Consider the following 20,196-nt stretch of genomic DNA (forward strand, 5'->3'; position numbering starts at 1 on the left):
TGTTCCCATGTCGATCACGCCTTCGCCTGCCACCCCTGTGCGCTCGCCCGCCGCAGTGAACGCGGACATCCGCGCGCTCTGGGCGTGCGGGGCGTTGTCGCCGGAGGGCGAGGCGGAGTATCAGCGACTGCTGGTGGAGTGGGAGGCGGCGGTCCGGGCTGACGTCGTCGAGGCGGCGTGACCTGTGCGGCTACGGCTGATTGCCGGACCCGCCGCTTACTATCCGGCTCGTGGCAATCGACACCCCTGAAGAACTGATCACGCTGGAACGTTCCGCCGCTGAAGAGACGGGGGCGCCGTGGCGTGAGGCGGCGGCAAAGATTCAGGCCGCGATGGCTGCGCACTCCGAGGCTGCCGGAGTTTCCCGGCCACTTCCCGCCGCCGATCCATGCGCGGTGGTGGTCACAGAGCAGGTCTGCCGCTGCGTTGAGAGCGAACCCGGCCACCGCGAGACGCTCGATCCGGTCGCCTGCATCGGCGAGATCGTCCAGAGCATCCGTCAGCCCGTACCTCTTCGTCTCGACCGTCTCCGGTGCCGGCGCCGGCGCCGGTGGACGGTTGCGGAGATCCGCTTCAGCCCGGCCACAGGCGCGAACGGCCTCCCCGGCGACGTCGACCATGACGAAACCCGTGGCATACACGCTCTGCAGAACCGCACGGCGTGCGGCGGCGGAGACATCCGGCCCTGCGCGGGCTTTCGGTGTGGCATCGGTCTCGGTTGCCCGGGACTCGCGGTCCCGCCTCCCCGGGAGCGGGAGGCGGGACCGTACACCTGCTGTCGGCCGACCGAAGCCCGGAGCAGAGCTGCTCCTAGGACGGGGGCATGAGCACCTTGTCGACGAGGTAGACGGTGGCGTTGGCCGTCTTGATGTCCCCGCAGACGATCTTGGCGGTGTCGTTGACCTTGAACGACGTGCCCGACCCGGAGGTCTTGAGCATGGAGCCCTCCCGCGTCTTGAAGCTGCCGTTGGGAAGCATGCTGGGGGTGATGGTCTTGTCCACGACCTGGTAGGTCAGGACCTTCTTCAGTTTCGGCTTGTCCTTGAGCAGGCTGGCGAGCTGCGACTTGGGAATCTGGTCGAAGGCCGCGTTCGTGGGAGCGAAGACCGTGATGTGCTTCGCGTCATTGAGCTTGGTGGTGAGCCCGGCGTCCTTCAACGCGAGTGCCAGCTTGGTCAGTTTCGGGTTGTTGGCCGCCGCCGTGGCCACGCGTTCCTTGGACATGCCGGTGGCACTGCCCTTGCCGCTGTGCGGCAGCGAGGAGCATCCGGGGCCGAACGGACTTGGTGTGCTCGAAGGACTGGATGCTGTGTCACTGGCGAACGCTTGCGGGGCGAACGCGCCGAGCGAGAGCGGGAGGGCCACCACAGCGGTGATTGCTGCGGCGCTCGTGCGGATGCGATGTGAGCTCATACCGATTCCTCTTCCCTCTAGACGGAGGTCCGTGAGGTGTCGATGGTGACCCTCATAGGACGAGGACTGTGGCCGAACTGGCCGGGGTGTCGTCTGCACCGCTCCGGCATGCCTGGTGGACGACCGAACCAAGCCTAGACACCATTCAGTGCGGGGCGCACCCCGAGAGCAATCGGCCGGTCGCACCACTCGATCACCACACCCGGAGCCGCCTGATTCAGGGCGGGCACAAGCAGCCGAGCGAAAGCACTCCGGAGGAATGAGTGCCGCATCGGTGACCACGAAGGCTGTGCGGCACCGTCGGCGCAGAGCGTCACCATCAACGGGAGATCTCCGGACTCGCACACGCCGAATCCGCAACCCGGCGGCGTGAGCCGGATCCAGGCCTCGGTGGCCGACTTCGGAGGTCCTTCGGTCAGGCCCCGGCGCGCGTGCCATGTGTGTCGGCGCGTCAGAGGTCAGATGCCTCAGTCGGCGAGGCAGGGCCGCAGGCGCAGACCAGCGCTTCCCGGAACTCGACGCACTGTTCTCCGGGTCCCACTGACCGGCCCACCGGCTGGTCCCCACTCCTGCAGGAGGGGCCGACTTCCCACCGTGGAAACGTCAACCGGCGCGCCGAGCCACAACCGCCCGCCCTGCCGGGGCGGACACTCATGGGTCTCGGGTAGCCGGGCTCGCCCGACGTATCGCCGACCATGCGGACGGATCGCTCGTTCGGGGACTCAGCGCTTCGCACGGCGGTGGGCCAGGATCGCGCCCATGATCAGCCCGACCAGCAGGGTGACTGTCAGGACCGCCCAGAGCGGCAGGGTGACGGTGGTGACCCACAACCGGATGCCGACCGATTCGGTGTTCACGGCGATGAACCAGATCGCGAGCCCCGCCAGCACCACGAGCCCGATGGTGCGTATCCGTACGTCGCGGCCCTTGACGGAGAGGGTCGGCGGGGCGTGTGGCCGAGAGGTTTTCTGTGCCATGGTCCCAGTATCGAGCGGTCAGGACGATTAGTCCTGACAAGTCGAATTCATCCTCCGCGCGGTGATGCCACGGACGCAGGCCCCGGGGTCCTTCGCTCGGATCGGGCCGGTTCGGCGAGCGGGGCCCGGCGCCGTGGACCACGAGGCGGAGGAAGAAGTCGGATGGGGTCTCCCCTGCTCGGTGCGGATTCCGGCCGGCGGCTCTGACGACGAAGGGTGCGGAGCGCGATGGCGGGCAACTCCGACCGGATCGGATTCGTTCGGGCGCGGCCCGCCGAGGAGGAGCGGATCACGCCGGCGGCGGACCGTGCCGGCCACCCCGGCCACGGCGCGAAGCGGCTGGGGCGGTTCCTCCATTGGCGTCCGGCGTCCGCCCGCGACGTGGCGCCGCCGCTCGGCCGGGTACCTCTTCATCGGGACCGAAATCACGGATCGCCCGGTCACCGGCCGGGCGACGTCACCGGAAGGAGCGGTTGCCATGGAGCGGACCACCTGTTGTGTGGTGGGCGGTGGCCCCGCCGGCATGGTCCTCGCACTGTTGCTGGCACGGGCGGGAGTGGCCGTCACGGTCCTGGAGAAGCACGGCGACTTCCTGCGCGACTTCCGCGGCGACACCGTGCACCCGTCCACCTTGGCGCTGCTGGAGGACCTGGGACTGGCCGAGCGGTTCGGCCGGCTGCCGCAGCGGCGTGTGCAGACGGTCCAGCTGCCGCTCGGCCCGGACCGTTCGCTGGTCACCGTCGGAAACATCGGCGCGCTGCGGGGCACGTACAACTACATTGCGATGGTGCCTCAGTGGGATCTGCTCGACCTCCTCGTGGACGAGGCCGGGCGGGAGCCGTCCTTCTCCCTGCGGATGAACACTGAGGCGACCGCCTTCCTGATGGAGCGTGACGAGGTTCCTCCTGGCCGAGCGGAGCCGAGAGTTCGAGGGCGGATCGCGGGGGTCCGGTACCGCACGTCCGACGGTCGTACGGGCGAGCTGCGCGCCACCCTCACCGTGGCCTGCGACGGGCGGGACTCGCTGGCCAGGTCGTTGCCCGAGCTGGGACTTCGGGAGTCCGCCTGCCCGATGGACGCCTGGTGGTTCCGGCTGCCACGGCAGGAGAACGACCCGCACGGGCTCGTGGGAGGTGTGGGCGACCGGTTCGTCAGCGCCATGATCGACCGTGGGGACTACTGGCAGTGCGCCGCGCTGATCCCCAAGGGAACCGACGGCCGGCGCCGCGCCGCCGGCCTCGACCGGTTCATGGACGAATTCACGGCCGCCGTCCCGTGGCTCGCGGACCGGGTGCACACACTGGGATCGTGGGACGATGTGAAGCTGCTCGACGTGCGGCTCGACCGCCTCCGGCGGTGGCACCGTCCGGGGCTGCTGTGCATCGGCGACGCGGCACACGCGATGTCACCGGTCTTCGGCATCGGTATCAACCTGGCCGTCGAGGACGCCGTGGCCGCCGCCCGCCATCTCGTCGAACCGTTGCGCGGGGGCACGGTCGACCTGCGGACCATACACCGCATCCAGCGCCGCCGCCTGCCGACCACCGTCGCGACGCAGGCCCTGCAGTGCTTCGCCCACCGGAACGTCATCGCGCCGGTCCTCTCGGGCCGTCCGGCGTTCGGCGACGCGAAGCGCGCCCGGCGGTTGAGTGAGTTCGTCACGCGCTCGCGGTGGCTGAACCGCGTGCCGGCGTACTTCCTCGCCTACGGCGCGCTGCGCGAACGCCCGCCGGCCGCGTCGATGCGCTGAGCCGGGAGCCCCGTCCGTGTGCCGCCCGGGGTACGGACGGCACACGGATGAGCGCGCGCACCGACCCGCTGGATGGGCGTACGGATCCGCCCGGAGAGGCCCCGTGTCTCGTGCCCGCGCCGCTGAAGGATCACTTCGTCCCTGAAGGATCACCGCACCGCCACGCGATCACCGCACCGCTGGGGACCGCCTGGGAGGGTGCGGCCGGGGTGCGAGCTCAGGTGGGTCGCGTCGGCGTCAGGTGCCTATCGATGGCGCTGATCGTCTCCGCGTTGGACTCGAAGAGGAGCCCCCGCATGCCGACCGCACGGGCCGCGGTGACGTTGACCATGACGTCGTCGATGAAGAGACAGTCCGCAGGCCTCACGCCGAGCCGGGCGCACGTCACTTCGAAAGCGCCCGCTGCGGGCTTGAGGATGCCGATCTCGTGCGAGTACACGATGTCGTCCACCAGATCACCGAAGCCGTACCGCTTCTCCTCGCGTTCCCGGGCGCCGACGAAGCTGTTGCTCAGGATGCCGAGCCTGCAGCGCGAAGCGAGGGTCCGTACGTAAGCGATCAGCTCTTCGTTGGGGCTGCCGAGGTACTCGTCCCACAGGTCGGCCATGAACGCGTCCGTCTGCACCGGGTCCAGGCCGAGGTCCGCCGCGACCCGTCCGCGGACCCCTGACTCGCTGACCGTCCCGACGCTCCCCGCTTCCCAGACGTCACCCAGCCGCTCGTGCACGGCCCCGGGCGGGAGGCCGAGTCGCCGCTCCCACGCCCCCTCCCACCCCGTGGCCGGAGTCATCTCCAGCACTCCGCCTATGTCGAGGACGACGCAGCACGATTCCATCCGGATCTCTCCCACTTCCGCTCCTGGCAGCGGGACGGGTGTCCGTCCCGGCGCTTCCGACAGGCACACGCTGGGGCTTGCCCGGAGGGAACGTCAAGGAGCGGCTGGTGCGACCCGGCCGTGGGGGGGCGCACCAGACGTCAGTAGGCGACGACCGCCCCCACCAGTGCCCACAGCACCCCGTGGCGGCCCGCACCATGAACAGCCCGGAGCCGACGCGCGCCGCTTCTGTCGCGCAAGACATCGCATCGACCGGTGCGGCCTCCGCCACTCGGTGCCGAGGGCCGGCCGGTGCTCACCAGGTCGGCACGATCGTCGTCACCGCGGACTGGCTCTCCATGGCCCGAAGCATCCCTCGGCGCGCGCACCCGCCGACGCCGTACCGGCGGAGGCGGTCGCGGTACGCCGAGCGGAGTACCGGATGGCGTCACCGGACGCCGACCGGCCGTACGTGACGTGGCATGCGGCCCCTCCGTGGCGTGCGGCGGCCGTACACCAGTGGTGGCATCCGTCCGAATCCCCGGCAGATGGGGCCGAAAGTCCCTGCCGCACCACGTGCGCGCGTACCAGTGTGGGACATGTACCGCCGGAACCTGGAGGGAAATCATGACCGCCACCGAGCTTCCCGTGATCGCAGCCGTCGACGGCTCGTCGCACAGCCGTGAGGCGCTCGACTGGGCCGCCCACGAAGCCGTCCGCCGGAGGCTCCCGCTGGTGATCGTGCATGCCCGCACGCCGACTCGCCGCGCCGTCCCGGAAACGCAGCAGCGCGAGGCGGAGGAGTTGCTCACCCGGTCCGTGCGACGGGTGGCCGGGATCGCTCCCGATCTGCACCCGAGGACGCTCGCGCCGCTGGACTTCCCCGCGGCGGCGCTGACCTCGCTCAGCCGCGAGGCCTCGCTGGTCGTCGTCGGCTCGCGCGGTCTGGGAGGCTTCCGGTCACTGCTGCTCGGCTCCAACAGCCTGGCGATCGCCTCGATGGCCAGGTGCCCCGTCGTCGTCATCCACGGCGGACCGTCGGACGAGCACGAGGAGGAGTCGAAGGATGCCTTCTCCGACGTCGTCGCGGGCGTCGCCGCCGACGAGAGCAGTGAGGCGGTGCTGGAGTTCGCCTTCTCGACGGCCGCCTCCCGGCCTGGTGCGCGACTGCGCATCGTGCACGGTTGGACGATGTTCTCCTCGATGCTGTCGGGCGGACCCGTCTTCGACCGGGACGCGGCGGCAGGTGCGGCCGAGCGGAGTCTCGCCGAGGTCACCGCAGGCCGGCGGGAGAAGTACCCGCAGGTCGAGGTCGTCAGGGAACCCGTCGGTGGCTCCGCCTCACGCACCCTGGTCACGGCCTCGGCCACTGCGGCGCTGACCGTGATCGGGCGGCGCAAGGGCGGGGAGTCCCTCGGGCTCGGGCTCTCCCCGGTCGCGCAGACCACGCTCACGCACGCGCTCGGCCCGGTGGCGGTGGTGCCCTGTTGACGGCACCGCCCGGCCCGCCGTGCGTGCACGCCCCTTGGCCTCGCACGCCGACGGGCGGACACTGACCCGATGACGCAGCGCGTGGATCTCGCGACCGTGATGGACCGGCTGTCCATCGATGCAGTGATCACCGGCTATGCGCGGGCGGTGGACGACGGCGCGTGGGCGGACTACCGCGCCCTGTTCGCCGAGGACGGCCGCGCCGACTACCGCAGCGCGGGCGGTATCGAGGGGCCCGCGGCCGGGGTCGCCCGGTGGCTCGCGGAGACCATGCCGCTCTTCCCCGTGCGCCAGCACCTGATCGTCAACCGCCTGGTCGACCTCCAGGACCTGGGCGGCTTTCCGGGCGACCGCGCCGAGGTGCGGGCCGACTACGTCAACCCGATGCGGCTGGAGGGCGCGGCAGGGGACGAGGGCGGCACCGCGAGGCGGACGGGCTCGCCGAACTTCGTCTCCGGCGGACGGTACGCCTTCACCCTGTCGCGCACGGGGAGCGGCTGGCGCATCCTCACCGTCACCGTCCACGAGCAGTGGCGCGGCGCTGCGGACTCACTCACGCCGGGCTGATTCGGTCCATCAGGGCTTCGGCTCCCCGGCTCGGGGGAAGAACTGCGGAACGGGGAGCCAGGGGGGAGACTGCTGATCAGGCGGGACGAGGAGGCGCGGCATGCGGATTCCGGCCGGTCGGCGCGAGCAGTGGGAGCGGATACTGCGGTCCGGCCGGTGGCGCGGCTGTCTCGCGCTGCTCGCCGGTGCGCTGCCCGCGCTCGCGTTCCCCGCCCCCTCCCTGTGGTGGCTCGCCCCGGTCGGACTGGTGCCGTGGCTGCTGTTGATCCGCTCCGCCGGTACGGGGCGCCGGGCGGCGCTCGACGGCTGGCTCGGCGGAATGGGCTACCTGCTCGCCGTGCACCAATGGCTGTTGCCCAGCCTCCATGTCTTCCTCGTGGTCCTGGCGGCTCTGCTCGGTCTGCTGTGGGCGCCTTGGGGGCTGCTGGTCTTCCGGGTGCTGCGCTGGCCGGTGTCCGCCGCGACCGCGGCGGCCGCGGTCGTCGTGGTGCCGTGCGGCTGGCTGATGATCGAGCTGGTCCGTTCCTGGCAGGGCCTCGGCGGCCCCTGGGGGCTGCTCGGCGCCAGCCAGTGGGAAGTGGCTCCGGCACTCCGGGTGGCGTCCGTCGGTGGGGTGTGGCTGGTGAGCCTTCTGCTGGTGGCGGTGAACACCGCGGTGGCCCTGCTGTTCGTGACCGCCGCCGCCCGTACGGTCGCCGTCGTCGGCCTCGCGGTGTGCGCTTTGGCCGTGGGGACGATGGCGCAGTGGGCGCCGCGGCCCGAGCAGTCGGGCGTGGCCAGGATCGCCGTCGTGCAGCCGGAAGTGATCACGGGTCCGCGGAGCGTCGAGCGTCGGCTGGCGGTCAGTGAGCGGCTGACCGGCTCTCTGGTGGGACGCGATCTCGACCTGGTGGTGTGGGGCGAGAGCAGTGTCGGTGTGGACCTCTCCCGGCACCCGGACATCACTGCCCGGATCGCGGCCCTCTCACGCCGGCTGGGCGCGGATGTGCTGGTCAACATGGACGCCCGGCACACCGGCGGATCGGGGCGGACCGGGATCTTCAAGTCCGCGGTGCTGGTGGGTCCGGACGGGCTGACCGGGGACCGGTACGACAAGATGCGACTGGTGCCGTTCGGTGAGTACGTCCCGGCCCGGTCGGTGCTCGGGTGGGTCACATCCGTGGGCAAGGCCGCGGGCGAGGACCGGCTGCGGGGCACCCACCCGGTGACGATGCGGCTGCCCTCGGCGCTCGGCGGGAAGGGACTGCGCATCGGTCCGCTGATCTGCTTCGAGTCCGCGTTCCCCGACATGAGCCGGCGGCTGACCCTGGACGGCGCGCAGGTGCTGATCGACCAGTCGTCGACGTCGACGTTCCAGCACAGCTGGGCTCCCGCACAGCATGCCTCGCTCGGGGCGCTGCGTGCCGCCGAGAACGGCCGCCCGATGGTGCATGCCACGCTCACTGGCATCAGTGCGGTGTACGGCCCGCAGGGGGCCCGTGTCGGTGAGCCGCTCGGTACGGGTACGAGCGGGGCCGTCGTGTACGACGTACCGCTGGCGTCCGGTACGACGCTCTATGTGCGGCTGGGCGACTGGCCCGCGCAAGGGGCGGCGGCGGTGCTGGCCGTGTTCTGCGCGCTCGAAGGGGTGCGGTGGATGCGGAGGCGTGACCGGGGCGGACCGGCCGGGGCGAGGACCGCGGCGGTTCCGGTGGATGCCTCCGGCCCGGTGGATTCCTCACGCCACAAGGCCGCCGAGCCGACGGGTTCGGCGCCGGCTGGGCCGGGGACCGGCCCCCGGACTATCCCGGGCCGTGCACGGAGACGATATGGCCCTGGGCGTCGACGGTGAGCGAGACGCGCTCGACCTTGTTCGTCACGGCCAGCACCAGCCATACGGCGCCCCAGAGAAAGCAGGTGAAGAACGTCAGGATGGCGTGCAGCACATGGTTCAGCGGCCGGCCACGGACCATGACGACCTGGGTCTCGGAACGGGACTCCACACGCCAGCCGCCCGCGATCCGCTGATTGACCGCCCAGTCGAGGATCAGCCCGCGCTGCATGGCGTCGGGCGGCCGCCCGACGGCCGAGTAGTAGCCGGGCGGCGGCTGGAGCGCTCCCCAGCCCTTTGGCTCGTCGTGGGGCCTCACGAGGTCACCTCCACGGCCGGTGGTCCATCACCCCAGACTGCATCGGGGTGGGATGCGACGCATCCCGGGGCCGGTGGGCCCGGGGACGCGCACGGTCCCGGGGTTTCCCATTTCGGATCACGCCGGGCTGTTCCGAACGGGACAGCCCTCAGGCCACGTCCAGGTCGCGCAGGATGCGCTCGCACAGCTCGTGTGTGCGCAGGGCGTCCCCGGCGCTGAGCACCTTGCCGGCCCGCACGGCTTCCAGGAAGGACAGCACGCTCTGCTCGATGCCGCGCTGCCGGGCCACCGGTACCCAGTCGCCGCGCCGCCGTACGCTCGGCTGCCCCTTGTGGTCGATCACCTCGGCGAGGTTGACGACCTCTCGCTTGGAGTCCTGCCCCGAGACCTCCAGCCGCTCCTCGGTCGAGCCGCTGAGCCGGTTCATCATGCCGATGGCGGTGAATCCGTCACCGGACAGCTGCAGCACGACATGGTGCATCAGCCCGTCGCGGATCCTGGCCTGTACAGCCGTGTGCTCGATCGGCCCCGGAACCAGGAAGCGCAGGGTGTCGACGACATGGATGAAGTCGTCGAGCACCATGGTGCGTGGGTCCTCGGGGAGGCCCACCCGGTTCTTCTGCATGAGGATCAGCTCGCGCGGGTGCTCGACACACTGCGCGTAGCCGGGCGCGGCCCTGCGGTTGAAACCTACGGCGAGGCTCACCCCGCGCTCTTCGGCGAGACTCACCAGCCTTTCGGAATCGGCGAGTTCGTAGGCCAGCGGCTTGTCCACGTATGTGGCGACGCCCGCGTCCAGCAGCCGGGCCACGATCTCCGGGTGCACGGCCGTGGGTGCGTGGACGAAGGCGGCGTCCAGCCCCTGGGCGAGCAGCGATTCCAGGTCGGTGTGGCACTGCCCGGACGGGATCCGGTGGGACTCGGCGACCGCCGTCAGGGTGGCGGGGGTACGGGTCTGCAGATGGAGTTCCACCTCGGGCCGAGTGGTCAGAACCGGCAGATACGCCTTCTTCGCGATGTCGCCGAGTCCGATGCAGCCGACCTTCACGGGGGCCTCCCTCTCACTGTCCGGCGCGGGCCGCTGCGGTACTACCGGACGAGGGCGCCCCGTAGAGCTCCTCGGACCGATGTCTACTGCGGTGACCTGTGCGTCTCCTTCGTCCCGGCAGCATACGTGTGCGGCGGCGGCTGCCAGTCCGCGATGCCGTCGAAGGTCCGCAGGACCAGCGTGGGCCCGAGCCGCGAAACGATGGACATCAGCGCGTCGCGCAGTGCCACGGCCGGACCGCTCGTCAGGCGCATGAGGCGGGAGGCCTGCGCGGCCTTGCGGACGACGGCGGACGTGCGGGGCAGCCGGTCGGCGGTGTACGCCGCCAGACCCGCGCCGAGGTCCCCGTCCGGCATCACGTGGTGGGCGAGCACGATCGCGTCCTCGACGGCCTGGTTGCCGCCCTGTCCCAGGCTGGGGGCCATGGCATGGGCGGAATCCCCGACGAGCACGGCACGCCCCCGGTGGAAGGACGGCAGGGGGTCGATCAGCTGGTGCACGTCGTTGCGGAGCACCTGGCCGGGCTCGGCGGCGGCGATGATCGAGGGGATCGGGTCGTGCCAGCTGCCGAACCGCCGCATCAGCTCTACCTTCTCGTCGTCGGCGGCACGGGCTCCGGCGGGGGCCACAGCGGCCCCGTAGGCGTAGATCCGGCCGTCCTTGAGCGGCTGGGTGCCCCAGAGGGCGCCACGCCCCCAGGTCTCGTGCGGGGCGAAGGGCCGCTCGGGCGCGGGGACGACGATGCGCCAGGTGGTGAATCCGGCGTACGAGGGTCCGGGGTGGGCCGGGAAGAGTGCCCGGCGCATGCCGGAGTTGATGCCGTCGGCGCCGATCACGAGGTCGGCCTCGACGTCCCCGGACGCCGTTGTGACCACGGCTCGCGCCCCGTCCACGACGCCCGGGTCCAGCAGTTCGGCTGCGGCATCGGTACGGACGGCGGAGTCGGGCAGCCGGGCCACCAGGCGGTCGACGAAGGCTGCCCGGTGCAGCAGGACGAGCGGGCCACCGAACCGCGCGGCCGCAGCAGCGCTGTTCGTACGGGAGAGCCAGCGGCCGCTCGGGGTGCGCATGCCGCCCTCGCCCTGCCAGGCAGCCAGTGACCTGATCTCGTCGCCGAGGCCGATGACGTCCAGGGCGCGCTGGGAATTGGGGGCGAGGGCGATACCGGCGCCGACGGGTTCCAGAGAGGCGGCGCGCTCCAGAACGGTCACCCGCCAACCGCACCCGTGCAGGGCCACCGCCGTGGTGAGTCCGCCGATTCCGCTGCCTATGACGACGGCATGGGGATGGTCCATCACTCCTCCTCGACCCATCGAAACTACACCTGTAGTGACGCCTTCACCGTACTACAGGTGTAGTGAGAAAGGTAGGTTGACCTCATGGCCACACGCACCACCGGCACTTCCCGGGCCGATCTCATCGCCGATGCCGCCCTCGCACTCCTCGCCGAGCGCGGAATGCGCGGGCTGACCCACCGAGCGGTGGACGAGCGCGCCGGACTCCCCCAGGGCTCGACGTCCAATTACGCGCGCACCAGACAGTCCCTCCTGGAGGCGGTGGTCCGACGACTGGCGGAGCGCGAAGCCCGGGTGCTCGCGCCCGGTGAACTTCCGGTTCCGGGCAGCGGACCGGCGGACGCTTCACACACCGGCGCGGGGCACGGCACGAACGGCGGTACGGCACAGGGCCCGGAACACGAGGCCGGCGGCGAAGCGGCACAGGGGCAAGCAGTGATCGACGGTCTCGCCCTGGCTCTGCACCGCTATCTCACCCGCCATCCCGAACTGCTCGTCTGCCGGTACGAGCTCGCTCTGGAGGCGACCCGGCGCCCGGAGCTGCGGGAGTTCTTCGACGCGATGGGACGGCAGTTCCGCGAGCCGCTGACGGCGCTGATGACGGCGGCCGGATCGGCCGAGCCCGAGCGGCACACCCTGTCCCTGGTGGCCTGGTGCGAGGGGCTGATGTTCTCGTGTGCCGCGGGATCGTTCCACCGCTCGGTGCCGACCGAGGAGGAACTGCGCACCGGCTTCACCGAACTGCTGCGCGGAATGCTGGGTCCCGATTGGACATTGCGCTGACCGGCGTCACTCGTGCGGGCCAATCACCGCTTCCGGGCTCACTCGAAACCGGGTCCGCACAGCAGAGTTGATCAGGTGCAACGAACCAGAATCACCGTGAAGCTCCTGGTCGGCGTGGCGGTCACGACGCTGTCCGGCTGTGTGTCCGTGGCCCCGCAGGCGGACGTTCCGGTCCGGCCCGGGAACAGCAGGCCCGGCCAGGACCTGGCGCCGCAGATCGTGCCGCCACCCGCCCACGACAGCCTGGAAGCCGTGCCGGGCCCGGGGGCGTCCGTCTCCGCGTCCGCCCCGACCACCGGCGCATCGGCGGACACCCAGCGCGCCGCGCCCCGCCCGCCGCGACAACGCAACCACCCAGGAGCGGCGCGGCCGCGTCACGCCCCGCCCGCCGTGACCGTGCCCGCCCCGGCCCTGCCGGCCCCCGTCTCCGGGACGGACGTCTGCGCGCTGGGACGGGGGTACGGGCACTGGCCCGCGGGCAGCCCGCAGTCCCGGATCTGTGAGAACACCTACGGCCACTGAGCCCGGCAGGAGAGAGCCGGGTGGGTGGCCCGTCCGTCACGGACGGGCCACCCCTCACAGCTCCCGCAGCCTCAGCTCCAGCCGCGCGATCGCCGCGCGGACCCCTCCCCCGTATCCGTCGTCCGCCCCGTCGTCCGCGAGCACGCCGGAGGCGGTGCGTGCCCGGTCCAGATGGATCCGGGCCGCCTCGGGGCGCTGGAGCTTCACGTAGTCCGCCGCGAGATTGAGATGGAGCGAGGGGTAGAACGCCCGCACCGCGAGCGCGTCGGCGTGTTGTGCCGCACGCTCGTCGGTCAGGCTGTCCGCCGCGGTCAACGCCCGCAGGTCCCAAGCAAGTTCATCGCCGGGGTCGTCCTGGGTGTCGGCCATGTAGTGCGCGAGGGTGCAGCGGTGCAGGGCGTCACCGTCCTCGCCGATCTCCGACCAGAGGCCGCCGAAGCGATTGCGTGCCTCCTCCCGGTCACCGCCGTGCAGCAGCATGACCGCCTGGCCGATCCTGGTCATGACGGCATCCTTCGGCGTCTCCCGCTGCTCCGTCACCGCGGCCTCCCTGTTCCTGTCCACCCGTTCCCGATCGACGCTAGCCGCAGCCGGGGGCAATCCCGCTGAGGCTCGGGCGGGCGCCCCGGGTCTGTCCTCCGGGCGCCCGCCGCCGGCGGGGCCGGAACCCCGGCGTCAGCCCAGATCGGGGATGCGCCAGTCGATGGCCTGGTGCCCCTGCGCCGCCACCGCCTCGTTGATCTGCGTGAACGGACGGGAGCCGAAGAACTTCTTGGCGGACAGCGGTGACGGGTGCGCGCCCTTCACCACCACATGCCGTTCCTCGTCGATCAGCGGGAGCTTCTTCTGGGCGTAATTGCCCCAGAGCACGAAGACCGCCGGATCGGGCCGTGAGGCGACCGCGCGGATCACCGCGTCGGTGAACTTCTCCCAGCCCTTGCCCTTGTGCGAGTTGGCCTCGCCCGCGCGCACCGTCAGCACGGCGTTGAGCAGGAGCACACCCTGCTCGGCCCACGGCATCAGATATCCGTTGTCCGGGACGGGCAGGCCGAGCTCCTCCTTCATCTCCTTGTAGATGTTCCGCAGGGAGGGCGGCGTCTTCACACCCGGCCGTACCGAGAAGCACAGGCCGTGCCCCTGTCCCTCGCCGTGGTACGGGTCCTGACCGAGGACGAGGACCTTCACCTTGTCGTAGGGCGTGGCCTCCAGGGCGGCGAACACCTGCTCGCGCGGCGGATAGACCGGCCCCTTGGCCCGCTCCTCCTCGACGAACTCGGTGAGCTCCTTGAAGTAGGGCTTCTGCAGCTCTTCGCCGAGAACGCCGCGCCACGACTCGGGCAGCAGGTCGGTGTCGGTCACGTCAACAACCTCCGGTAAGTAATACGTTCTTCACCCGAGAACCTACCGGGGGCCACTGACAACGGACCCCGCGAGCCCTCTCGCCGGCCTACCAGCTGGCCTTGCGGTACAGCTCCCACATCTGCATCACCGTCTGCGGGTCGAGCGCGCGCTCCCCGCCGCCGATGTCCTCGCCGGAGGCGACGTACAGCTTGCCCTGCCACAGCGGCAGCAGCCGTACGTCGTCGACCAGGATCTGCTGCGCCCGTTCGAACTGCCTGCTGACCGCTCCCCGGTCGCTCTCCTTGCGGGTCTGCGGCAGCAGCTGCTGGGTGATCTCGTTCTTCACGTACGGCATCCCGGTGATGCTGTCCTTGCCCACGAAGGGGGCGATGAAGTTGTCCGGGTCCGGGAAGTCCGGGAACCAGCCGCGGCCGAAGACGGGGTACTGGCCCTTGGTGAAGCCTTCCTGGAACTCCTTCCAGGGCTTGCTCCGCAACGTGATCCGGAACAGTCCGGAGGCTTCCAGCTGACGCTTGAGCTCGTCGAACTCGGGTGCCGTGGAGGAGCCGTATCGGTCGGTCGTGAACCAGAACGTCATCGCGACGGGCCTGGTGATACCGGCCTTGGCGAGGATCTGCTTCGCCTTGCTCTTGTCCGGTTCGCCGTAGGCGTCGAAGAAACTGGTGGTGTGACCGGCGATGCCCTTGGGGACCATGGAGTACAGCGGCTCGGCGGTGCCCTGGTAGACCTTGGCCACCAGCGCGTCACGGTCGACGAGCTGGGCGACCGCCCGCCGTACGGCCACGTTCCCGGCGGCCGGGTCCTCGGGGTTGAAGACCAGGAATCGGATGTCCGCGCCGACCGTCTCCACGATCTGCAGATTGCTGTCCGGGTCCTTGTTGTCTTCGAGATTGACGACCTCCTCGGCGGTGAGGCCTCGGTAGATCGCGTCGATCTCGTTCTTCTTCAGTGCCGCGACCACGGGCGCCGATTCCTTGAAGTACCGGATGGTCACGGCGTCGTTCTTACGGTTGGCGAAGCCCTTGTAGTTCGGGTTCTTCACCAGATCGGCCCGATCCCCCGGCTTGTACGAATCCAGCAGGTAAGGGCCGGAACCGGTGACCTTTCCGTCGCTGCGGATCTTGTGCTTCGCATAGTCACCGGGCGCCACCAGCGACATCGCCGGGGCGGCGAGAATGAAGGGAAATGTGGCATCCGGCTTGGTCAGATGGAAGACGACGACATCGTCCCCCTTGGTCTCGACCCGGTCGAGCGAGCCGAGCATGCCGACGGGGCCGCCCTTGACCTTGATGTCCCTGATCCGGTCGATGGAGTACTTCACGGCCTCGGCGTCGAGTGTGTCGCCATTGGAAAACTTCAGGCCCTTGCGGAGTTTGCACCGGTAGGCCGTGCTGCTGGTATCGGTGAACGTGCACGATTCCGCGGCATCGGGCTCGGGGCTGGTGCTGCCTGTGGGAAAACTCACCAGGGTCTGGAAGACATTCCGCATCAGCTCCCAGGAGTTGTCCCACGCCGCCGCCGGATCGAGGGTGGAGGGCTCGCTGGTCGTACCGACGACTATCTTCTGTTCCTCTTTCGAGCCGCCGTCGGAGAGAAGTCCGCAGCCTGCCAGCAGAGAAAGGGAAGCAAGGACTGCAGCGGCCTGCAGACTGGCCCGGTAGAACACGTGAACGCTCCTCGATCAGCCATGGGTCGGCAGACCATACCGCAGCGCCCCGTCGGGTCAATCCGCAGGCCCGACAGGGCACTTGAGTCAATCGGGGCGAAATCCGCTCAGGCCGTGCTCAGCTCACGCCGGCATTCAGGAAGATCCCGCCGTCGACGACCAGGGTTTGTCCGGTGATCCATTCGGACTGGCTCGACGTCAGGAACGCGGCGGCGCCGCCGATGTCCTCGGGAACGCCCAGCCTGCCGAGCGGATAGGCGGCGGCAGCCTCCGCCTCACGGCCCTCGTACAGCGCCTGGGCGAACTTCGTCTTCACCACCGCGGGCGCGATCGCGTTGACCCGGACGACCGGCGCGAACTCGTGCGCCAACTGGAGGGTCAGATTGACCATGGCGGCCTTGCTCATGCCGTACGCGCCGACGAACGGCGAGGCGGAGATCCCGGCGATCGAGGCGATGTTGACGATCGCCCCGCCGTTCTCCCTCTGCCAGGCCTTCCAGGTCTGCTGGGCGAATCCGAGCGCCGAGATCACATTGGTCTCGAACACTTTGCGGGCGACATTGAGATCGAGGTCCGCGATCGGACCGAAGACCGGATTCGTACCCGCGTTGTTGACCAGGAAGTCGACCCTGCCGAACGCCTCCATGGTGCGCTCGACGGCCGCCGCCTGGTGCGCCTCGTCGTGCGCCTTGCCCGCCACGCCGATCACCCGGTCGGAGCCGAGCCGCTCGACGGCCTCCTTGAGGGCCTCTTCGCCGCGCCCGGTGATGCATACCCGGTCGCCGCGGGCCACGAGCGCCTCGGCGACGCCGTAGCCGATGCCCCGGCTCGCGCCCGTGATGAGCGCGACCTTCCCGCTGTCCTGCACAGTCATGACGTCCGTCTCCTCTCGCTTCAGTTGAGCGGTCCGCCGGCGACGTACATCACCTGGCCGGAGACGAAGCCCGCCGCGTCGCCCGTGAAGAAGGCGATGGCGTTGGCGATGTCCTCGGGGCGGCCGACGCGCTGCACCGGGATCTGCGTGGCGGCAGCGGCCTGGAACTCCTCGAAGCCCATGCCGATGCGGGCCGCGGTCTGCGCGGTCATCTCGGTGACGATGAAGCCGGGGGCGACGGCATTGGCGGTGATGCCGAACTTGCCGAGCTCCTTGGCGAGGGTCTTCGTGAAGCCCTGAAGACCGGCCTTGACCGCGGAGTAGTTGGCCTGGCCGCGGTTGCCGAGCGCCGAAGAGGAGGAGAGCGAGACGATGCGGCCGAACCCGGCGTCCACCATGTGCTTCTGGACGGCCTTGGCCATCAGGAACGCGCCCTTGAGGTGCACGTTCATGACGGTGTCCCAGTCGGACTCGCTCATCTTGAAGAGCAGGTTGTCGCGGAGCACGCCCGCGTTGTTGACGAGGATCGTCGGAGCGCCGAGCTCGGCGGCGACCCGCGCGACCGCGGCTTCCACCTGGGCGCTGTCCGACACATCGCAGCCGACGGCGAGGGCGGTGCCCCCGGCGGCGGTGATCTTCTCGACGGTGTCCTTGCAGGCTGCCTCGTCGAGGTCGAGTACGGCGACGGCACGGCCCTCGGCCGCCAGGCGTACCGCGGTGGCGGCGCCAATGCCCCGCGCCGCTCCGGTCACGATGGCGACGCGCTGCTCGGTGGTGGACATGCTTGGTTCTCCTCGCCCTTGGATCGCCGCTCAGCGGACGTCGGGGCACCCCCGGCACGGAATCCTCGTGTGCGCGGAACCTTCCCGATAACTGAGCAACCGCTTAGTACCTTCAGCAGACGAGACGCTAGAAGCCCTGGCACCCGGTGTCAACGGCCCACGGCCGCAGGGGCGCATGTCACACCCGACGGCGCCGCCGCCCCGGTGGTCGGGTGCGGCGCCGCGGGGCCGGAGGATCAGCGGACCAGCAGGCCGAGCAGCCGCGTGACCTCGGCCTCCGGGTCGTTCGTGAGGCCGCTGTGCACCGGGCTCGGCTGGATGACGGTGGAGCGCGGCGCGATCAGCCAGCGGAAGCGGCGGCCGGCGTCGTCGCGGGCTGCCTGGCCCGCGTCCGTGCCGCCACGGCAGACCCCCTCCACCGCACGCAGGGCGGCCCGCACACCGACCACGTCGGCGTTCGGGTCCAGGGCCTTCAGCTTGGCCTCGTCGAGGTGGGTGCGGGCTGCGACGAAGCCTCGCGCACGGCAGTAGACGACCACGCCCGCGTTGAAGAACTCGCCGCGCTGCACCCGCGGCACCACACGCAGCAGCGCGTACTCGAAGACATCGCGCTCACTCACCGCTGGCCGTCCTTGTCGTTCTTCTTGGTGGGATGCGGCCACGGGGTGAGGCGCTCGGTGAGCCAGCCGGGGGCCTGGGAGGGCTTGGGTTCGGTGGGACCCTCCATCGTGATCCGCTCATGGATGGTCGCGGCGCGCGGCAGCAACGCCTCCACATAGGCGCGACGCAGCTCGTCCGTGGAATCGAAGCCGGGCTCGTCCACCAGCCACTCGTCGGGGACGTCGGCCGTGACCTCGGTGAGCAGTTCCTCCGTGACCAGCGGGGCGAGCTCGGCGGCCGCCGCCGCGACGTCGGGGGCGAAGGGGGCCAGCGCGTGGTCCGAGGCGTTGTACGGCTTGGCGGCGGAGGCCTGGGCTCCGGGCCAGTTGTGGTGCCAGATCATGGTGGCGCCGTGATCGATGAGCCACAGGTCGCCGTGCCAGATCAGCATGTTCGGATTGCGCCAGGAACGGTCGACGTTGTTGATCAGGGCGTCGAACCAGACGACCCGTCCGGCTTCGCGGGAGTCCACCTGGTAGGCGAGCGAGTCGAAGCCGATCGATCCCGGCAGGAAGTCCATCCCCAGGTTGAGCCCGCCGCTGGCCTTCAGGAGTTCCTGCACCTCCTGGTCGGGCTCGGCGAGCCCGATGACCGGGTCGAGCTGGATCTGCACGAGGTCGGGGACGCGCAGGCCGAGCCGGCGGCCGAGCTGTCCGCAGATCACCTCCGCGACCAGAGTCTTGCGCCCCTGTCCGGCACCGGTGAATTTCATGACGTACGTGCCGAGATCGTCGGCCTCGACGATCCCGGGGAGCGAGCCGCCCTCACGCAAAGGCGTGACATAGCGGGTCGCTACGACCTCTTCCAACACTTTCCCAGGCCACCCATCTCTTCAGCCTTACAATCCACGGACGACTTCTCCGGGGCGTAGAGGCAGGAATCACCGGTCAACGGCGCTGGGGAGAATCTGGGGAGTTTCGGCTGGCAAGCCGGTCTTCCCGCTCCCCAAGCAGACCGTCGATGGTGCCGCGCCCCTTGCTGCCAGCTTCCGGCATGAAGTGAGCATAGTAACCGAGGGTGATCGCCGGCGAGGAGTGTCCGAGCCACCGAGCCAGGGTCACGACAGACTCTCCGGCTTCCAACATGATCGAGGCGTAGGTGTGCCGAAGCACGCGGAAACCGTCCTTCGAGGCTGCCGCCCACTGCCAGGCTTTCGCCCCCTCGGCACGTGACGGGATGACGCCGGCCTTGGCCAAGGCGGGCTTCCAGGTGTAGGTGTTCCATGTGTTCACCGCGACGGCGTTGCCGAAGCGCGTGGTGAGCAGCAGGGAGAACTTCTTCCTCTCCCCCTCCGGTTTCCCCCACGGCAGCTCCACCTCTGCCGGCGGGAACGCTTCGATGTGACGCTTGAGTTCCTCGGCTACCGAGGGGGGCAGATCCACCGTGCGGATCTTCTTCCCCTTCGGCAGGGCGAAGTACAGCCTTCCGTGAATCGCCTGTACTTGGCGCCGGACGTGAAGCACGCCGCGTACATAGTCGACGTCCTGTGGACTCAGCCCGAACACCTCGCCCTGGCGGAGCCCGCACCCCAGGCCGACTACGACAGCGATCCTGTTCCGCAGGTTGATGGCATCGCGGACCCGCAGTGCCGTAGCCATCGACCACGCGCATGCATAGGGTTGCGCACGAGGCGCTTGTCGTCGACGGCCGCTTCCAGAATGGAGGAAAGCTCGGACAGGATGCCGCGCTGGTAGTCGACCGACAAGACTGTCGACTCCAGCTTGGTTATGAACGCCCGCAGATCCGTTGCGGCGATGCTCCTGAGCGGAAGCTGGCCCAGGTACGGGACGATATGGAGACGCGTTCTGCGCTCCTGACCGTCCTGGGTTTTCGGAGCACCGCCTCGCCCCGGTGCCCAGTGAGGCTCCGCCAAGCTCGTTTCCGCAGTTCAGCGGGGCTGGTGTGATGCGTCGGTGAGGTCCTCACGCTGGCAGGTGGAGTGATCGTCCTGACCATCGCCGGTTTGGCTACTGAGGTTGAACTCGTGATGTCGCTGGGTTCAGGTGGGTCGGATGGTCAGGCCGGTCTCGGCGAGGCAACCGTCTATGAGGTCGCTGCGGTAC

At 69.9% G+C, this 20,196-nt stretch carries 22 protein-coding genes; 7 read left to right on the top strand and 15 right to left on the bottom strand.

Annotated elements, in window-relative coordinates; all coding sequences use genetic code 11:
* Positions 1–7: 7 nt before the first annotated feature.
* Positions 8–181 carry a hypothetical protein gene (locus ABZ826_RS26250; protein ID WP_361453016.1) on the top strand — a complete coding sequence of 58 codons (174 nt, stop codon included), beginning with the start codon at positions 8–10 and terminating at the stop codon, positions 179–181.
* Positions 182–810: 629 nt separating this feature from the next.
* Here the strand turns inward: ABZ826_RS26250 and ABZ826_RS26255 are convergent.
* Both ABZ826_RS26255 and ABZ826_RS26260 read right to left on the bottom strand, forming a co-directional pair.
* Entirely contained in the window at positions 811–1,413 is a 603-nt protein-coding gene (locus tag ABZ826_RS26255; RefSeq protein ID WP_361453019.1) for a fasciclin domain-containing protein, read from the bottom strand.
* A 722-nt stretch (positions 1,414–2,135) separates the two neighbouring features.
* Entirely contained in the window at positions 2,136–2,390 is a 255-nt protein-coding gene (locus ABZ826_RS26260) for a LapA family protein (RefSeq protein ID WP_361453022.1), read from the bottom strand.
* A 478-nt stretch (positions 2,391–2,868) separates the two neighbouring features.
* Here ABZ826_RS26260 and ABZ826_RS26265 point away from each other — a divergent pair, with 478 nt between their 5' ends.
* Positions 2,869–4,140 carry an FAD-dependent oxidoreductase gene (locus ABZ826_RS26265; RefSeq protein WP_361453025.1) on the top strand — a complete coding sequence of 424 codons (1,272 nt, stop codon included), beginning with the start codon at positions 2,869–2,871 and terminating at the stop codon, positions 4,138–4,140.
* A gap of 217 nt (positions 4,141–4,357) precedes the next feature.
* Here ABZ826_RS26265 and ABZ826_RS26270 read toward each other — a convergent pair whose 3' ends face one another.
* Positions 4,358–4,975, bottom strand: a complete 618-nt coding sequence (locus ABZ826_RS26270; protein ID WP_361453090.1) for an HAD-IA family hydrolase — start codon at positions 4,973–4,975, stop codon at positions 4,358–4,360.
* A 606-nt stretch (positions 4,976–5,581) separates the two neighbouring features.
* On the opposite strand from ABZ826_RS26270, the gene ABZ826_RS26275 reads away from it, so the two are divergent.
* From ABZ826_RS26275 to lnt, 3 genes are all read left to right on the top strand, one after another.
* Complete coding sequence (locus tag ABZ826_RS26275) at positions 5,582–6,445, top strand: universal stress protein (RefSeq protein WP_361453028.1); 864 nt, start codon at positions 5,582–5,584, stop codon at positions 6,443–6,445.
* A 69-nt stretch (positions 6,446–6,514) separates the two neighbouring features.
* On the top strand, positions 6,515–7,012 hold the full coding sequence (locus tag ABZ826_RS26280; RefSeq protein ID WP_361453031.1) for a nuclear transport factor 2 family protein: 498 nt from the start codon (positions 6,515–6,517) through the stop codon (positions 7,010–7,012).
* Between the two features lie 100 nt (positions 7,013–7,112).
* Complete coding sequence (lnt, locus tag ABZ826_RS26285; RefSeq protein ID WP_361453034.1) at positions 7,113–8,843, top strand: apolipoprotein N-acyltransferase; 1,731 nt, start codon at positions 7,113–7,115, stop codon at positions 8,841–8,843.
* On the opposite strand, the gene ABZ826_RS26290 is transcribed toward lnt, so the two are convergent.
* The 3 genes from ABZ826_RS26290 to ABZ826_RS26300 all read right to left on the bottom strand — a co-directional run bounded on the left by ABZ826_RS26290 (position 8,794) and on the right by ABZ826_RS26300 (position 11,484).
* Positions 8,794–9,141 (bottom strand): hypothetical protein, encoded by a 348-nt coding sequence (locus ABZ826_RS26290; RefSeq protein WP_361453037.1) that lies wholly within the window; start codon positions 9,139–9,141, stop codon positions 8,794–8,796. The two genes, lnt and ABZ826_RS26290, sit on opposite strands and share 50 nt — an antisense overlap.
* Before the next feature lie 148 nt (positions 9,142–9,289).
* Entirely contained in the window at positions 9,290–10,189 is a 900-nt protein-coding gene (locus ABZ826_RS26295) for a Gfo/Idh/MocA family oxidoreductase (protein ID WP_361453040.1), read from the bottom strand.
* Between the two features lie 83 nt (positions 10,190–10,272).
* Positions 10,273–11,484, bottom strand: a complete 1,212-nt coding sequence (locus tag ABZ826_RS26300) for an FAD-dependent monooxygenase (RefSeq protein ID WP_361453043.1) — start codon at positions 11,482–11,484, stop codon at positions 10,273–10,275.
* Between the two features lie 84 nt (positions 11,485–11,568).
* Between ABZ826_RS26300 and ABZ826_RS26305 the strand changes: the two genes are divergently transcribed.
* Positions 11,569–12,267: a TetR family transcriptional regulator gene (locus tag ABZ826_RS26305; RefSeq protein ID WP_361453046.1), complete on the top strand. Its 699-nt coding sequence runs from the start codon at positions 11,569–11,571 to the stop codon at positions 12,265–12,267.
* A 75-nt stretch (positions 12,268–12,342) separates the two neighbouring features.
* Positions 12,343–12,789, top strand: coding sequence for a hypothetical protein (locus ABZ826_RS26310; RefSeq protein ID WP_361453049.1), 447 nt, complete (start codon positions 12,343–12,345; stop codon positions 12,787–12,789).
* Positions 12,790–12,843: 54 nt separating this feature from the next.
* On the opposite strand, the gene ABZ826_RS26315 is transcribed toward ABZ826_RS26310, so the two are convergent.
* The 9 genes from ABZ826_RS26315 to ABZ826_RS26355 all read right to left on the bottom strand — a co-directional run bounded on the left by ABZ826_RS26315 (position 12,844) and on the right by ABZ826_RS26355 (position 20,006).
* Positions 12,844–13,329, bottom strand: coding sequence for a hypothetical protein (locus tag ABZ826_RS26315; protein ID WP_361453051.1), 486 nt, complete (start codon positions 13,327–13,329; stop codon positions 12,844–12,846).
* 135 nt (positions 13,330–13,464) lie between these two features.
* A complete protein-coding gene (locus ABZ826_RS26320) occupies positions 13,465–14,148 on the bottom strand; it encodes a uracil-DNA glycosylase (protein ID WP_361453054.1) in 684 nt (227 codons plus the stop codon).
* Positions 14,149–14,236: 88 nt separating this feature from the next.
* A complete protein-coding gene (locus ABZ826_RS26325; protein ID WP_361453057.1) occupies positions 14,237–15,817 on the bottom strand; it encodes an ABC transporter substrate-binding protein in 1,581 nt (526 codons plus the stop codon).
* A 118-nt stretch (positions 15,818–15,935) separates the two neighbouring features.
* Positions 15,936–16,691 carry an SDR family oxidoreductase gene (locus ABZ826_RS26330; protein ID WP_361453060.1) on the bottom strand — a complete coding sequence of 252 codons (756 nt, stop codon included), beginning with the start codon at positions 16,689–16,691 and terminating at the stop codon, positions 15,936–15,938.
* A 20-nt stretch (positions 16,692–16,711) separates the two neighbouring features.
* The gene (gene fabG / locus ABZ826_RS26335) at positions 16,712–17,473 is read right to left on the bottom strand and encodes a 3-oxoacyl-ACP reductase FabG (protein ID WP_361453063.1); all 762 of its coding nucleotides are present in this window, start codon (positions 17,471–17,473) and stop codon (positions 16,712–16,714) included.
* 236 nt (positions 17,474–17,709) lie between these two features.
* A complete protein-coding gene (locus ABZ826_RS26340; RefSeq protein WP_361453066.1) occupies positions 17,710–18,093 on the bottom strand; it encodes a DUF3037 domain-containing protein in 384 nt (127 codons plus the stop codon).
* Positions 18,090–18,944, bottom strand: coding sequence for a HipA family kinase (locus ABZ826_RS26345; protein WP_361453069.1), 855 nt, complete (start codon positions 18,942–18,944; stop codon positions 18,090–18,092). Before ABZ826_RS26345 ends, ABZ826_RS26340 begins: the two co-directional genes overlap by 4 nt.
* A 76-nt stretch (positions 18,945–19,020) precedes the next feature.
* A complete protein-coding gene (locus ABZ826_RS26350; protein WP_361453072.1) occupies positions 19,021–19,731 on the bottom strand; it encodes a site-specific integrase in 711 nt (236 codons plus the stop codon).
* A complete protein-coding gene (locus ABZ826_RS26355) occupies positions 19,671–20,006 on the bottom strand; it encodes a hypothetical protein (protein WP_361453075.1) in 336 nt (111 codons plus the stop codon). Before ABZ826_RS26355 ends, ABZ826_RS26350 begins: the two co-directional genes overlap by 61 nt.
* Positions 20,007–20,196 lie beyond the last annotated feature (190 nt).

Source organism: Streptomyces sp. NPDC047515 (assembly GCF_040643055.1).
Lineage (GTDB): Bacteria > Actinomycetota > Actinomycetes > Streptomycetales > Streptomycetaceae > Streptomyces.

What these genes read in the sequence shown, in the direction of transcription:
- ABZ826_RS26270 (WP_361453090.1), bottom strand. Translation starts at nt 4,975, where the DNA reads ATGGAATCGTGCTGCGTCGTCCTCGACATAGGCGGAGTGCTGGAGATG.
- ABZ826_RS26330 (WP_361453060.1), bottom strand. Translation starts at nt 16,691, where the DNA reads ATGACTGTGCAGGACAGCGGGAAGGTCGCGCTCATCACGGGCGCGAGC.
- lnt (WP_361453034.1), top strand. Translation starts at nt 7,113, where the DNA reads ATGCGGATTCCGGCCGGTCGGCGCGAGCAGTGGGAGCGGATACTGCGG.
- ABZ826_RS26260 (WP_361453022.1), bottom strand. Translation starts at nt 2,390, where the DNA reads ATGGCACAGAAAACCTCTCGGCCACACGCCCCGCCGACCCTCTCCGTC.
- ABZ826_RS26275 (WP_361453028.1), top strand. Translation starts at nt 5,582, where the DNA reads ATGACCGCCACCGAGCTTCCCGTGATCGCAGCCGTCGACGGCTCGTCG.
- ABZ826_RS26300 (WP_361453043.1), bottom strand. Translation starts at nt 11,484, where the DNA reads ATGGACCATCCCCATGCCGTCGTCATAGGCAGCGGAATCGGCGGACTC.
- fabG (WP_361453063.1), bottom strand. Translation starts at nt 17,473, where the DNA reads ATGTCCACCACCGAGCAGCGCGTCGCCATCGTGACCGGAGCGGCGCGG.
- ABZ826_RS26350 (WP_361453072.1), bottom strand. Translation starts at nt 19,731, where the DNA reads ATGGCTACGGCACTGCGGGTCCGCGATGCCATCAACCTGCGGAACAGG.
- ABZ826_RS26305 (WP_361453046.1), top strand. Translation starts at nt 11,569, where the DNA reads ATGGCCACACGCACCACCGGCACTTCCCGGGCCGATCTCATCGCCGAT.
- ABZ826_RS26250 (WP_361453016.1), top strand. Translation starts at nt 8, where the DNA reads ATGTCGATCACGCCTTCGCCTGCCACCCCTGTGCGCTCGCCCGCCGCA.
- ABZ826_RS26280 (WP_361453031.1), top strand. Translation starts at nt 6,515, where the DNA reads ATGACGCAGCGCGTGGATCTCGCGACCGTGATGGACCGGCTGTCCATC.
- ABZ826_RS26255 (WP_361453019.1), bottom strand. Translation starts at nt 1,413, where the DNA reads ATGAGCTCACATCGCATCCGCACGAGCGCCGCAGCAATCACCGCTGTG.
- ABZ826_RS26265 (WP_361453025.1), top strand. Translation starts at nt 2,869, where the DNA reads ATGGAGCGGACCACCTGTTGTGTGGTGGGCGGTGGCCCCGCCGGCATG.